At 47.8% G+C, this 14,594-nt stretch carries 9 protein-coding genes; all 9 read right to left on the bottom strand.

From position 1 onward, the window contains the following. Nucleotides 1–3: 3 nt before the first annotated feature. Entirely contained in the window at nucleotides 4–1,923 is a 1,920-nt protein-coding gene (locus tag ACZMIG_RS12835) for an OstA-like protein (protein WP_287602327.1), read from the bottom strand. Then, nucleotides 1,920–3,371, bottom strand: coding sequence for a peptidylprolyl isomerase (locus ACZMIG_RS12830; RefSeq protein WP_125104857.1), 1,452 nt, complete (start codon nucleotides 3,369–3,371; stop codon nucleotides 1,920–1,922). The genes ACZMIG_RS12835 and ACZMIG_RS12830 overlap by 4 nt, the downstream gene beginning before the upstream one ends. After that, nucleotides 3,371–4,804 (bottom strand): peptidylprolyl isomerase, encoded by a 1,434-nt coding sequence (locus ACZMIG_RS12825; RefSeq protein ID WP_021854220.1) that lies wholly within the window; start codon nucleotides 4,802–4,804, stop codon nucleotides 3,371–3,373. The genes ACZMIG_RS12830 and ACZMIG_RS12825 overlap by 1 nt, the downstream gene beginning before the upstream one ends. 66 nt (nucleotides 4,805–4,870) lie before the next feature. Then, nucleotides 4,871–6,349 carry an IMP dehydrogenase gene (gene guaB, locus ACZMIG_RS12820; RefSeq protein ID WP_021854221.1) on the bottom strand — a complete coding sequence of 493 codons (1,479 nt, stop codon included), beginning with the start codon at nucleotides 6,347–6,349 and terminating at the stop codon, nucleotides 4,871–4,873. Between the two features lie 587 nt (nucleotides 6,350–6,936). Continuing rightward, nucleotides 6,937–9,114 carry a DNA helicase RecQ gene (gene recQ, locus ACZMIG_RS12815; protein ID WP_021854222.1) on the bottom strand — a complete coding sequence of 726 codons (2,178 nt, stop codon included), beginning with the start codon at nucleotides 9,112–9,114 and terminating at the stop codon, nucleotides 6,937–6,939. A 60-nt stretch (nucleotides 9,115–9,174) separates the two neighbouring features. Further along, nucleotides 9,175–10,407, bottom strand: a complete 1,233-nt coding sequence (gene clpX / locus ACZMIG_RS12810; RefSeq protein WP_053399172.1) for an ATP-dependent Clp protease ATP-binding subunit ClpX — start codon at nucleotides 10,405–10,407, stop codon at nucleotides 9,175–9,177. Between the two features lie 67 nt (nucleotides 10,408–10,474). After that, on the bottom strand, nucleotides 10,475–11,182 hold the full coding sequence (clpP, locus tag ACZMIG_RS12805) for an ATP-dependent Clp endopeptidase proteolytic subunit ClpP (RefSeq protein ID WP_125104859.1): 708 nt from the start codon (nucleotides 11,180–11,182) through the stop codon (nucleotides 10,475–10,477). A gap of 131 nt (nucleotides 11,183–11,313) precedes the next feature. Beyond that, on the bottom strand, nucleotides 11,314–12,672 hold the full coding sequence (tig, locus tag ACZMIG_RS12800) for a trigger factor (RefSeq protein ID WP_021854226.1): 1,359 nt from the start codon (nucleotides 12,670–12,672) through the stop codon (nucleotides 11,314–11,316). Nucleotides 12,673–14,065: 1,393 nt separating this feature from the next. Next, nucleotides 14,066–14,536: a bacteriocin fulvocin C-related protein gene (locus ACZMIG_RS12795; protein WP_487889661.1), complete on the bottom strand. Its 471-nt coding sequence runs from the start codon at nucleotides 14,534–14,536 to the stop codon at nucleotides 14,066–14,068. Nucleotides 14,537–14,594 lie beyond the last annotated feature (58 nt).

Here is a 14,594-nt window from a genome sequence, read left to right as displayed (position 1 = left end):
AGCTTATTTGTTGTCTTTTAGCTCAACATCGGTCTTGGCCTCTGTTTTTGTTTCTCCACCCGGCGCAGTCTGAACGTCAGAATCCTTTACGCTGTCGGATGCAGGAACTGGAGCAGATTCCGGCTTACTTTCCGGTGAACCAGCCGTTTTCTGTTTTTCTGACGCGCCATCTGCAGACGATGTTTGCTTTGCGTCCGCTCCATCAGCCGGCTTCGACTGTTCTGCGCCTGCAACAGGCTTAACTTCACTTTCAACAGAAACAACAGAGCCGGAACTTATATGCTGCAACGGTGCCGAACGGCGCGGAATGTTCTTTAGCTCTGTGCCGCTCTTCTTGCCGCGCCATACGAATATGTCATTCTTGTCAAGCGGCCTGACATAGTCAAACCATGCAAACGACGGCAGCTTAGACTTTGCCACGGGCGTCTGTGTGATAGGATACATCACATTCTGACTCTTGCATGTCCAAAGAGTTTCCAGCTGGCGGTTTCTCATGAACATACGCATCGTGTCAGTCTCAATATATGCCATGTTGGTGAGCGAGCTGTCCTTGTCTTCTTCAAGGTAATACACGGCAAGCACGTTGCCTATCGCCTCGGTCTTGCGTATTTCTCCATTTTCAAAATATCCGAACATCTCTCTCGAAGATATCTGATTAAAATGGATGCTGTCGGGCAACTGCTCTATCGAGAGAGCTTGATTTATAACATGTGCGCGGTCAATGGTCGAGTCTTTCATGAACACCTCGATTACCTCACCTAACAGCTGGCGGTTAGCATTCCATGTTATCGGGTCTTTATACATTATGAGACACGAGTCTTTCGTGTTGTAAATCAGAGAGTCGCAAACGGCCTGAACATCCGGTCTGAACGCCCTTACCTTATTATAACAATGGGCTACACGATAAACAGAGTCGGTGTTTATGTTAAAGGTGTAAACCTTCATCGTGTCAGAATGCAGATAAAGCGTGTCACGCTGAGAGAAATCCATCATCACGGCGCTGTCTGTTGCGAAGGCAAAACCTGTCTTTTCATTATACCAGAAGTAGTTGCTGTTCAGCTGATTCTTGTTAAGCGAATCCTTGTACACAACATTATGAAAGCCCTGACTTATACCTGTCTTTTCGTTATAGAACAGACTGTCGCCCGTAAGTTCCTTACCGTTGTTGGTAAGACGCGACCGTCCATATAGGCGGGCTTTCTCCTTATTGGTGTCATAATATCCCTGAGATGTATATATCGTGCTCTTTCCCGAAGTGATTTTCGATGGTCCAACGATATGCGCCATTGAAGTACGTGTGTCATAATGTAGCGTATCTGTGGTAAGAACAAACTTAGGATTCTTCAGATTTACATTATAATTGAACACGGCGTTGCGTGTTTCCGTGTCATATTCGCCCCAGTCAGAAACCAATACGTTCTTCTTGTCGACCATCTTTCCGCCTTCAAAGAAATATCCGATACCGTAAAGACGGTCGTAGTTAAGACTGTCGGTGTAAAGCGTGGTGCCCCTATGCTTCAGCACAACGTTGTAGCGTGCCTCGGCCATCTGGTCGTTGCCGTCATAATAGGCATAGTCGCTGAACAGCGAGAGGGTGTCTCCCTGATACATCTTCACATGTCCGAAAGCCTTAAACGAGTTTGACTCCTGATAAAGATACGCACTGTCACAGAACAGGCGCGCACCATTATGCCTGAATGCCACACGCCCCTTAAGCACCTGGGCCGTAGGGTTGTCGCCAAACATGTCATAATTGGTAACATCGGCATGAACAAGATAGACGCGCTCGTTTGTACTCTTGCGCGGTTTCTTCTTATTCGGCTGGCGTGATTGGACCACACTAAGTCCAAACAGGCACAGGAGTACCACAATCAGTATCCTATGCCCGCTGAATAAGACTTTTATTCTATTGTTTGTTGTCATTTAACCCAACCTTGATATTCAAAGTTACAATTCTTATAACGATCGTTTATTCGTATATACGTATTCTTTATCTTATCCTTTATCCAGTCTTTTATGAACTCTTCCTTGCGCTTGGCAAGCACGATGTTCTTCATCGTCTGAAAATCTTCGGTTATCGTAGCCCTGTGCATCTCCACGCGGCTCTTCAGCTTTGCGACGACACAAACGAGCTTACCGTTTTTCTCATTGATCATCTGGAAAGGAGCCGACACTTCACCAACCTTCAGCGTGTCCACCACACGTGCTATCTCTGAAGGCAGATTGCGGAGCTGGAACTTACTTGTACGTCCTGACTCGGTGGTGTTGGCCATCAGACCGTTGTTGTTGCGGGTATCCTTATCGTCTGACAGGAATGACGCTGCCTGCTCGAAGGTGAATTTGCCCGCACGTATCTCGTCTGCTATAGAGTCAAGCTGCATTGAAGCTGTCTCGATAGCCTCATTAGAAACGTTAGGTTTAAGAAGGATATGTCTTACCTTAATCTTGTCGCCTCGCTTGTCTATAAGCTGGATGATATGATATCCGAAGTCGGTCTCTACGATTTTAGATATCTTCTTCGGATCTGTAAGGTTGAAAGCCACGTTAGCAAAAGCCGGATCGAGCATGCCTCGGCCTACATAATCAGGAAATTCGCCACCCATACGGGCTGTACCCGGATCTTCCGAATAAAGCTTTGCCAATGCCGTGAAAGAAGTCTGACCGCTGGTGACCATCTCGGTGTAATTGCGAAGTTCGTTCTTTATACGGTCTATTTCAGCCTGCTCCACTTTCGGAGTACGTGTTATAATCTGTACTTCAACCTCTGTCGGAACCATAGGGATACTGTCTTCAGGCAATTCGCTGAAATATCTGCGCACATCAGCAGGCGAAACTGTGATGTCCTCAACGAGCTTCTCACGTTCTCTTTCAATGAGAAGACGGTCTTTGAAGTCATCGTGAAGTGATATTCGCAGCTCAGCAAGACTCTTTCTCTTATACTCCTCCAGACGTTCCTTGTTGCCGTCGACCATCTGAAGCCATGCGCTTATCTGATGCTCAACACTCTGAGCCACCTCAGACTCGCTGACCTCGATACTGTCTATTGCAGCCTGATGCAAGAACAGCTTCTGCACGGCCAACTGCTCAGGAATGGTACAGTCGGGATCACCTTCCCACTTGACGCCTTCCATCTCGGCCTGCATACGGGCCATTTCGACGTCAGACAAGAGTATTGGCTCGTCACCGACAACCCATATAACCTCGTCGACCACGCTTGCCGGATCGGCAGAATCAACGGTGTCAACCTTTGCAACCGAGTCGGTTTTTGCAACGTCTTTATCGTCGCCACCCTGTAAAGGCCGCGCGCTTACAGTGGCAAAGAACACCATCGATACTACGGCCCATAAGGCTGTTTTGCTTCTAGATCTCATTATTTAGAATGATTATTTACTGTTTTCAACACATCATAATATACTTCCACGGGATATTTCTTTCTGAGGTCGGCCACCCACTGCTTCTCCAGCTGGTCCTGATAGTCGGCCGTAACCAGTCCGCGAACATCCTCGTAGCTTTCGGGCTTACGCTTAAGTATCTTTCCGTAAACAGCATCGATAGGGAAGTTCTTGACCGGAGTAACCACAGTGTCTTTCTTAAACACCATCTTGTCGATAAATGCGTTGTCGCCGGCCTTGAATATACCTTTCTCGACGCGTATCCTCAACACAGAGTCGTTGTTGAACGTAACGCGCAGTTTCTCAGCCCATTCGTCAAACGGAACATCCTTCACGCAGTTCTTAACAGCCTCTACGTCTTCATTCTGCTTGACGTGGTATACCATACCCTTGTATCTGGGTTCGTCCCAATAATATCTTTTCTTGTTCTTCTTGAAATATGCGGCAAGTCCGGCATCGTCTTTTGCGGCCTTGTCCCACACCATGCGGTTGCTTATCTCATAAAGCAAGAGTCCGTCGTGATATTCCTTGATAAGATTCTTCAGGTCAGAGTCCTTGCTTGCCATCTCTTCGGCCCTTGCCTCGAGGATGTTCTCTTTGGTAAGTTTTCCGTCAGACTCTTTTACAAGTTCTTCAAGCTTTTTGTCAACAATTCTCTCACGTGCGCCGCGTGCCTCGATAAAGCGTATGATGTCTGTCTTCAGCGTGTCGAACGGCTCAAATGCCTTGCGGTCCTTCATGAGAATGATATGATAGCCCACAGGTGAGAGCACCGGTTTGCTCATTTCGCCGGTTTTCAGAGCATAAGCTGCATCTTCAAACTCCTTGAGCGTCTGTCCGGGCTGAAGCCAGGGCAGTTCTCCTCCGTTCTTAGCCGAACCCGGATCCTGCGAATATTTCTTGGCAAGCTCGGCAAAGTCGGCTCCGCCTTTCAGCACGTTGTAAAGCGAGTCGGCGCGCAGGCGTGCCTTCTCAAGCTTCTCAGCAGGGGCTTTCTGCTCAACATATATAAGTATGTGTGCAGGCTTTATCAGTCCGCGCTCGCCGATACGCTCCTTTGTCTTGTCGTAAACCAGGCGTGCCTCGGCCACGATGTCAGAGTCGTTGACAAACGACGGACGTACCTGCTGGTCGCGATACATGGCAAACTCTTTCTTAAACGAGCTGAGCGTGTCGAGCTTGGCGTCATAGGCTGCTGCGACCTTAAGTTTGTAATTGACAAACAAGTCGACGTATTCGTCAACAGTCTTCTTGTCGATTACGTCGTCAGAATTGTTCTTATTATATGAATACTCAAACTCAGAGCGTGTCACTGGCACCCCGTTGATTTTCATTACAACGGGATCGTCGTGCTGAGCAAGAGCCATGCTCCCACAGAGGAGCATGGCTACAAAAAGCTTAAAAGATTTCATTTCTTAATATTGCGGTATTTAAATAATACTCATCTCGGCTCACATGCGAGCCTCTATACATGCCGGTTATTCAGGGCGTGAGTAGTTGGGAGCCTCACTTGTGATAGAGATGTCGTGAGGATGGCTCTCGAGCACGCCTGCATTTGTTATGCGCACAAACTTGGCATTATGAAGTGCCTGTATGTCGTTGGCTCCACAGTAGCCCATACCTGAGCGCAGACCGCCCACGAGCTGATAGATAACTTCCTGCAGAGTGCCTTTATAAGGAACGCGGCCAGCAATGCCTTCGGGCACAAGTTTCTTAACATCCTTAGTCTCTGACTGGAAGTAGCGGTCCTTAGATCCGTTCTCCATGGCCTCGAGACTGCCCATTCCGCGATAGCTCTTGAACTTACGTCCGTTGAAGATTATTGTGTCGCCGGGGCTCTCTTCTGTTCCGGCTACCAGCGAACCAATCATGACGCAATATCCGCCGGCTGCAAGAGCCTTGACAACATCGCCTGAATAGCGCAGACCGCCGTCGGCAATGAGAGGAACGCCTGTACCCTCGAGGGCGCAAGCCACGTCATAAACAGCGCTGAGCTGAGGAACGCCCACACCGGCAACGACACGTGTAGTACAGATACTGCCCGGACCGATACCAACCTTTACGGCGTCGGCACCGTTATCAACGAGCATCTTGGCAGCAGCGCCTGTAGCCACGTTACCCACAACGATGTCTACACCGGGGAATGAGTGCTTAGCCTCAACAAGCTTCTCGATTACATATTTAGAATGTCCGTGAGCTGTATCTATCACGATAGCATCGGCATTGGCGTCAACAAGAGCCTGCATACGGTCGAGCGTATCAGCTGTAACGCCTACTCCGGCAGCAACACGCAGACGTCCCTTGGCGTCCTTACATGCCATAGGCTTGTCCTTAGCCTTGGTGATGTCCTTATATGTGATAAGTCCTACCAGTTTGTTGTCGTTGTCAACAACGGGCAGCTTCTCTATTTTGTTTTCCTGCAGAATGGCAGCCGCAGCTGTAAGGTCTGTCTGGATGTTAGTCGTTACAAGATTCTCGCTTGTCATTACCTCGTCGATCTTACGGTCGAGAGTGCGCTCGAATCTCAGGTCGCGGTTTGTAACGATACCTACCAGATGGTTTTCGTCATCAACGACAGGAATACCACCGATATGATATTCTGCCATCATGGCCAGAGCCTCTCTTACGGTAGAACCGCGGCGGATTGTAACAGGGTCGTAAATCATACCGTTCTCTGCACGCTTAACAATGGCAACCTGGCGTGCCTGCTCCTCTATCGACATGTTTTTGTGTATAACGCCGATACCGCCTTCGCGGGCTATGGCTATAGCCATGGCCGACTCTGTCACGGTGTCCATTGCGGCCGTAACAAAAGGAACGTTCAGGCTGATGTTGCGCGAGAACTTGGTTTTCAACTCTACCGTCTTTGGCAGTACTTCCGAATAAGCTGGGATTAAGAGGACGTCGTCAAAAGTCAGACCGTCCATCACAATTTTATCTGCAACAAATGATGACATATATTTATTTAGAAATTTATTGCGTGCAAATTTAGCAAAAAAAATCCATATCAGACGCCACAAACGTCATTTTCTTTTCTAATTAATGCTATTTAACGCAGCCCGCGGCAACGGCCGGCGACATGCCGAAAACATTAAAAAGCAGCCTTTTGAGCATACTGTTTGGCGGTTTTTATGTTTTAGTCGACAAAATCGGCCAACAGACCGCATATAGTTTAAACATACAAGCACATTACCTCCTTCATCCGTCTTTGTTTTTTCTGCTACAATCTTGCCGTCATCCTTCTATTGACACTGCACGCTGTTCAGCGAAAAAACTTACGACACTGCGCTCAATACGCCAAGAAAACACAGCCATACACCAACAACCGGCCTGGACAAAAACAGCGACCGACGTCAAGCCACGGAACGTCCTGATATACAGCGCATTGCAACACATGGTCTTTTGCCTGCCAATATGCCGCATATTACACAATAAAAGGTGGCCTTTCGCAATGCAAAAAGCCACCTTTCATCAACTATGTTATTATCTGTACCTAAGCCGCAGGATGTCAGCCGCCATTGTTCCGGCTTGTCCCGGCCTAGGATTAGTTGCCCATGTCTGATATAAACTTTATTCTAACCAGACGAATCTCGTCTTCACTATAATCATCGCCAAGCTCTTCCATGGCAGTCTCAAGGTCGTCGGTCTCGCTCTCCTTGAAGTAGTCGTAGATGTCATCCACATGGTCGTCGTCCATCACTTCCTCGAGGAAGTAGTCAATATTTATCTTTGTTCCGCTGTAGACAATGGCCTCAACCTCATCGAGCAAGTCTTCAAAGTCGATGCCCTGTGCATCGGCAATGTCGTCGAGGGCTATCTGCCGGTCGATGCTCTGTATGATTTTCACCTTCAGCACCGACTTCTTTGCCACAGTACGCACACGCAGGTCTTCGGGGCGCTCTATGTCGTTCTCCTCGCAGTGTTTCTTTATCAGTTCGACAAACTCCTTGCCGTAGCGGCGTGCCTTGCCAGCTCCCACTCCCTGAATGTTCTGAAGTTCTTCGAGAGTTATAGGATAAACGGTGGCCATCTGCTCCAGCGACACATCCTGGAAGATGACATAAGGCGGCAGCTGATGCTTGCTGCTGACCTTCTTGCGCAGGTCTTTCAACATGGAATACAGCATCGGATCGAGTGCTGCGCCTGCTCCGTCGCTTACTTCCTCTTCGTCCTCTTCGTTGAAGTCGTTGTCCTTCACGATCATGAACGACTCAGGATTCTTAATGAACCTCTTGCCGGCAGCAGTAAGTTTCAGTATGCCGTAGTTCTCCACATCCTTCTTGATGTACCCTGCAATGAGTGCCTGACGTATCACCGGATTCCAGAGTTTTTCGTCCATATCCTCACCCGAGCCAAACTCGTCAAGCTTGTCATGCTTGTGAGCCACTATGTCGTTGTTGTCCTTTCCTTCAACAAAGTCTATGACATAGTCAGTCCTGAAGTCTTCCTTTATTGCCGCTATGGCCTGCAGCACAACGAGCAGCGCATCCTTGGCCTCAATCTTCGTCTTCGGATGCAGGCAGTTGTCACAGTTGCCGCAGTTGTCCTTGTCGTACACCTCGCCGAAATAATGCAGAAGCATCTTTCTGCGGCACACGGAAGACTCAGCGTATGCGGCTGTCTCCTGCAGCAGCTGGCGACCGATGTCCTGTTCGGCAACAGGCTTTCCCTCCATAAACTTCTCAAGTTTTCTGAGGTCTTTATATGAGTAGAATGCTATACACTTGCCTTCCCCACCGTCTCTGCCGGCACGGCCGGTCTCCTGATAGTAGCCTTCAAGACTTTTGGGTATGTCGTAATGAATCACAAAGCGCACGTCGGGCTTGTCAATTCCCATACCGAAAGCAATAGTGGCAACGATTACGTCGAGGCGCTCCATCAGGAAGTCGTCCTGTGTTGCCGAGCGTGTAGACGAGTCGAGACCGGCATGATATGCCGCAGCCTTGATATCGTTGGCACGCAGCACCGCGGCCAGTTCTTCGACCTTCTTGCGCGACAGACAATAAATGATGCCGCTCTTGCCGGGGTTCTGCCTTATGAACTTAACTATCTGCTTGTCTATATCCTTCGTCTTATGCCTTACCTCATAATAAAGGTTCGGACGGTTGAACGAACTCTTGAACTCTGTTGCGTCGAGTATTCCGAGGCTCTTCTTTATATCCGTTCTCACCTTGTCGGTGGCCGTAGCCGTAAGCGCTATCACCGGGGCATTGCCGATCTCGTTGATAATCGGGCGTATACGGCGGTATTCAGGACGGAAGTCGTGTCCCCATTCAGATATACAGTGTGCCTCGTCTATGGCATAGAAAGAAATCTTAACAGTCTTGAGGAAGTCGACATTATCCTCCTTTGTTAGCGACTCAGGCGCAACATACAGCAGCTTGGTCTTGCCGGCCATGATGTCGCTCTTAACATGGTCGATGGCCGACTTGTTAAGAGAGGAGTTAAGATAATGAGCCACCCCGTCGCTCTCGCTCATGCCGTTGATCACGTCAACCTGATTCTTCATCAGTGCAATGAGCGGCGATATCACTATTGCCGTGCCGTCCATGATGAGCGACGGCAACTGATAACACAACGACTTTCCGCCTCCGGTAGGCATAAGCACAAACGTGTTCTTGCCATCGAGCAGATTGCGTATAATGGCTTCCTGGTCACCTTTAAACTTATCAAAGCCGAAATATTGCTTCAGTTTTTCTGTAAGATTAACTTCCTTGTTCATATAGTTAGTAAGCAGAGTTTCCCGGTTTTATGTTACTTTATATTTAAGAGCCTTGCCGGCTTAAGCACTCTCCAGCTTTTCGAAGTGAGCCTTCTCGAGCTGCTGGCGTGCATAGTCGAGAGTTACTTCAAATGTCTTGACGCGCTTTGACGGAACTTCAAACATTGCATCCATCATAACGCTCTCCACGATAGAGCGCAGTCCGCGTGCTCCGAGCTTGTATTCCATGGCCTTGTCGACAATGAAGTCGAGCGAGTCCTCTGTGAACGACAGCTCAATGCCATCCATCTCGAACAGTTTGATATACTGCTTTATTATGGAGTTCTTTGGTTCTACGAGTATCGACCTTAGAGCCTGACGGTCTAACGGGTTGAGATATGTCAGCACCGGCAGGCGGCCGATAATCTCAGGTATCAGTCCGAACGACTTGAGGTCTTGCGGCAGGATGTATTTCATGAGATCGTTCTTGTCGATGTTGCGCACGTTCTGCACCGAGTTATAGCCCACCACATGAGTGTTGAGCCTCTGTGCTATCTTGCGCTCGATGCCGTCGAAGGCTCCGCCGCAGATAAACAGAATGTTCTTGGTGTCTACATGAATATACTCCTGGTCGGGGTGCTTGCGTCCGCCCTGTGGCGGGACATTCACCATCGAGCCTTCAAGCAGCTTAAGCAGTCCCTGCTGAACGCCCTCGCCGCTCACGTCGCGTGTTATGGAAGGATTGTCGCTCTTGCGCGCAATCTTGTCTATCTCGTCGATGAACACGATGCCGCGCTGCGCAGCCTCAACATCATAGTCGGCCACCTGAAGCAGTCGGCTCAGTATGCTCTCAACATCCTCGCCCACATATCCGGCCTCGGTGAACACCGTGGCATCTACAATGGTGAAGGGGACATCGAGCAGCTTGGCTATGGTGCGCGCCATGAGGGTCTTGCCCGTACCGGTGCTTCCCACCATAATTATATTGCTTTTCTCTATCTCTACGCCGTTGTCATCTTCCGGTTGCTGAAGTCTCTTGTAATGGTTATACACCGACACGGCCAGACAGCGCTTTGCGTCGTCCTGACCGATGACATACTGGTCGAGATATTTCTTTATCTCGCGCGGCTTCGGCACCTTCTTAAGTTTAAACTTAGTATTTTGCTTTTGCTTGTCTTCGTCGAGCAGTCCTGTCGACTTAACTATCTCGTAAGCCTGCACGGCACAGCTCTCGCATATATATCCGTCAACGCCCGTTATGAGCAGCTTGACGTCTTTTTCGCTACGTCCGCAAAAGCTACAAACTTTATTCATCCGATTGTCGTATATTTATATTTGTATTGATTAAGCTCCGTGTGCTTGGAGCTTCACTCTTCATGCATTATTTTTCCTGTCCCTCGTTCTGTACAGAAGCTGCGGCCTTTCCGCCTTTTCTGATAAGCACATTGTCTATCATGCCATACTCCTTAGCCTCTTCGGCCGTCATCCAGTAGTTGCGGTCAGAGTCTTTCCACACCTTGTCGTAAGGAGTGTGAGAGTGGTCAGATATTATGGTGTAAAGCTCTTTCTTGAATTTCATTATCTCCTTGGCCTCAATCTCGATGTCTGAAGCTTGTCCCTGCACTCCGCCGAGCGGCTGGTGTATCATCACGCGGCTATGAGTAAGAGCCGAGCGCTTGCCTTCTGTTCCGGCAACGAGCAGCACGGCAGCCATAGACGCAGCCATGCCCGTGCATATAGTGGCCACGTCGCTCGATATGAACTGCATGGTGTCATATATGCCAAGTCCGGCCGTAACGCTTCCGCCGGGGCTGTTTATATATATAGATATGTCTTTGCCGGGATCGGTCGAGTCGAGATACAGCAGCTGAGCCTGCAGCGTGTTGGCTGTATAGTCGTCAATCTGTGTGCCCAGAAATATGATGCGGTCCATCATAAGACGTGAGAACACATCCATCTGGGTTACGTTGAGCTGGCGCTCCTCCAGGATGTAGGGGTTCAGATACTGAGCCTGAGCTTTCATTACGTCATCGAAGACCATACCGCTCATGCCAAGATGTCCGGTAGCGTATTTTCTAAAATCGTTCATAATTATTATAGTTCATTTTTCGTAGAAAGAAAGGAGGTTACCGACCCTTTCTATCTGTTCTTAGGAACAAAGATAATAAAAAAAGTCGATAACCTCCTAACATGCGGAAGTTTTTTATAAAAAAATATTTTTTATTCTGCCTGCATCATTTTGTTGAATTCCTCGAGTGTTGCAGTCTTGTTCTCGAGCTTAACAACGTTCTTGAGGATTTCTGTCAGCTTGCGGTCAATGCTGCGGTCAACGAAAGAGTCGATATACTCTCTCTTTTTCAGCATATCCTTGGCATAGTTCTCGATATATTCCTCAGGAATGTTGTTCATGCCATACTGAGCAAACTGTGCCTTGGCAGCCTCTTTGGCTGTCTCCTCGATGTCAGCATCCTCAATCTTAATGCCGTTTGCCTTAACGAGCTGCTCCTTGATGAGGTGCCATGTAAGCTCCTTGATGCTCTGCTCGTAGTTCTTCTCAACAAACTCCTCGCCCTTGTCCTTGTTGTTGTTCAGCATGATGCGCTTCAGCAGGGCATCGGGATATGTAAGAGCGCCAACCTTGTCAACAAGATACTTGCGTACATCCTGGATGAACTTGAAGTCAGAGTCAACGGCAAACTGAGCCTTGAGTCCCTCTGCAATCTTCTCGCGGAAGTCTTTCTCGTCCTTGATTACGTCCTTGCCGTAAACCTGGTCGAAGAGTTCCTGATTTACCTCAGCCTTAACATAGCGAGATATCTCGGTGATCTGATAGCTGAAGTCGGCAGTCAGGTCGGCAACTTCTTCCTTCTTCATCTTGAGCAGTGAAGAAACCTCGATGTCGCTTTCAGGATAAGCCTTCTTCGGGTTGAATGTGATGATGTCGCCCAGCTTGGCTCCGTCGAAGAGTTTCTTCTGGTCTTCCACCTTAATATATTCAGGCATGAGCACTGCACCCTCAACTGTGATGCCGCCCTCCTTAGTGTTGCCGTTTTCGTCGAGCTCGCGGATGTCGCCCTTCAGCATGTCGTTTGCCTGATAGTCCTCTACCTTGTCGTAGTGGCCAGCACGAGATGCGAACACGTCTATCTGCTGGTCGATGATCTTGTCGTCAACAGTTATTGTGTAATAGTCTATTGTGTCGTCGCCTGTCAGTTCAGCCTTGAACTCAGGAGCAACAGCTATATCGAACATAAATGTGTAGGGAGCTTCCTTCTCCATGTCTACCGGCTCCTGCTTGTCTGAAGGCAGCGGCTCGCCCAGCATCTGGATGTTGTTGTCTTTTACATATTTGTAAATCTGCTCGCCCAGCAGCTTATTGATTTCGTCAACCTTGGCAGTTGTTCCAAACTGTCTCTTTATCATGCCCATGGGCACCATGCCGGGACGGAATCCGGGCACGTTAGCCTTCTTGCGGTAGTTCTTCAGTGTCTTCTCGACATTCTCTTTGTAGTCAGCCTCTTCGACTGTCAAAGTCAGCAGTCCGTTGACTTTGTCGGGATTTTCAAATGAAATTTTCATCGTTTAATGTTTATATTGTTTTTAAATTATTAATCAAATTGAGGTGCAAAATTAGTCAATATTGACGTAATTACCTAATATAATAGGAAAAAACCTGCAAAATTTATCATTTTAAACATCTCGGCTGAATATTTCAGCATATTTTTTTGACAATTTTATACCAACGGTATCATGCTCTTACAGTAGTGCACAGCACCGCCCAAAGATATGTCTGCCATGCAGCCTATCCATGCAAATATAATGTTTTTAGAGCATAAAGGTGCGTTTTCATATAAAAATCAGCCCTAAAAAACTGCGTTTTCCTATAAAACAAGGCCCCAAAAAGGTGCGTTTTCCGAAAAACCTTTGCCTGAACAAGGCATACACAAAAAGTTTTGATAAAAACTCGTCACTCGTCACAAAGGCATATAAAGCACTGGAATACAACGCATTACAGTGTGACGAGTTGTATTTTCAACTCATCACGCCAAAGTCTCCAAGCCAAGGATGTGACGAGTTCGCCCAGCAACTCATCACGCCACAACGGACTGACTGACAAGACGTTACACTGCATTGTGACGAGTGACGAGTTTTTATCAAAACTTTTTTAGGCTTTCTGCCGTTGACTTTTTCTGATTTTGGTTGACTCCATACTGCTCTGGTCCTGAAACAAGTTGACTTTAACACTAATCTGTCATCAGACCGCACATGGCCTTATCTATTTTGTGCATTCAGCTTTCAGCCCGTCTTTTGTCGTTTTTTTTCTTGACATAGCCCGCTATGGCTCTGCAAAAGGTATCCTTTTACAGTATGAAAGGGCACATTTTATGCTGCAAAAGCATACCTTTTAGAAGGCCATTTGCCGTGTTTTGAAAGACATACGACGGGCACATAATTCAGATGATTAGCCGGCAAAAAGTTTAAACAGACTTTTATCACGCCTAATCGGCACACTCGTAAACGTTTATGAAATAAGACACCCATGCCGGTACGGCAAATATTATAAAAATAAGCCAGACAACCGCAGAAATGACATACACAGCTCTTATTCTGCACACAAGACAGATGTACGTCAGCACCGCAGCAAGCAGCCAGCCCAACGACTGCATCAGCGAGATGAGAGAGTCGTAGAAAGTAACGGCATAAAACGGTATCATAAAAGCAAGAACACCTGCCAACATCGCCATAAAATGCCTGTTTGTGTTTTCTCTCTTTCGCTGTATGGCAGACAAACGCCAACATACGACAGCCGACAAAAACAGCCCTCCTGCAAATGAGGATATGAAGAGAGACTCGAAACAATTAAATATACACGCCGCCATTGTTGACAGCAGCATCACGAAGAACGAACATAAATAATCCTTGCAATTCATAGGCACACATCAATATAAGGCATTGCCGGAAGCATGACAAATTAATCGTTTTCATATTTTATCACCATTTCTTCGCCTGACGCGGCTATAGAATACACCATCTGCCGGCTCCACCTGAACTGCCGTTCTGCCGTCTGCATCCACCCTGCTATAAACATATTGACTTCGGTTTCCTGTTCAGGAGTAATCTGTTTACCTGTAAACAAACCTTGATGGCTGTCTATAAAGTCATAAAGCTTCATCACATGGCTCTTTTCCTTTTCCGACAGCTTATCGTCAGCTGCGATGTCCGTCAGCTTATCTTTCCAGAACTGCACTCGCTGTTTGGGAGTAAACCTTGTGTATGCAGCACGCCTAATCCCGTCTGTCGGAAGTTTGAGCCATTCGCTGCGCGTCATCTTCGCTATTCTGTCTTTATTGGCTTCAGCCCAAGCCTCCGACACGGAGTCGCCGCAGCATACGCTGTCCGTCTGCGCATAAACCATATACGGTGCCAGCAACAGGAAAAACATTAATACACACTTCTGCATGAGAAATCAGATTTAAGTTAAACATTAATCACCAAGCGAC

Source organism: Xylanibacter sp. (assembly GCF_057607445.1).
Note: the sequence above shows the minus strand (reverse complement) of the source record. Positions and strands in the feature narration are given on the sequence as shown.

What these genes read in the sequence shown, in the direction of transcription:
- ACZMIG_RS12835 (WP_287602327.1), bottom strand. Translation starts at nt 1,923, where the DNA reads ATGACAACAAACAATAGAATAAAAGTCTTATTCAGCGGGCATAGGATA.
- ACZMIG_RS12830 (WP_125104857.1), bottom strand. Translation starts at nt 3,371, where the DNA reads ATGAGATCTAGAAGCAAAACAGCCTTATGGGCCGTAGTATCGATGGTG.
- ACZMIG_RS12825 (WP_021854220.1), bottom strand. Translation starts at nt 4,804, where the DNA reads ATGAAATCTTTTAAGCTTTTTGTAGCCATGCTCCTCTGTGGGAGCATG.
- guaB (WP_021854221.1), bottom strand. Translation starts at nt 6,349, where the DNA reads ATGTCATCATTTGTTGCAGATAAAATTGTGATGGACGGTCTGACTTTT.
- recQ (WP_021854222.1), bottom strand. Translation starts at nt 9,114, where the DNA reads ATGAACAAGGAAGTTAATCTTACAGAAAAACTGAAGCAATATTTCGGC.
- clpX (WP_053399172.1), bottom strand. Translation starts at nt 10,407, where the DNA reads ATGAATAAAGTTTGTAGCTTTTGCGGACGTAGCGAAAAAGACGTCAAG.
- clpP (WP_125104859.1), bottom strand. Translation starts at nt 11,182, where the DNA reads ATGAACGATTTTAGAAAATACGCTACCGGACATCTTGGCATGAGCGGT.
- tig (WP_021854226.1), bottom strand. Translation starts at nt 12,672, where the DNA reads ATGAAAATTTCATTTGAAAATCCCGACAAAGTCAACGGACTGCTGACT.
- ACZMIG_RS12795 (WP_487889661.1), bottom strand. Translation starts at nt 14,536, where the DNA reads ATGTTTTTCCTGTTGCTGGCACCGTATATGGTTTATGCGCAGACGGAC.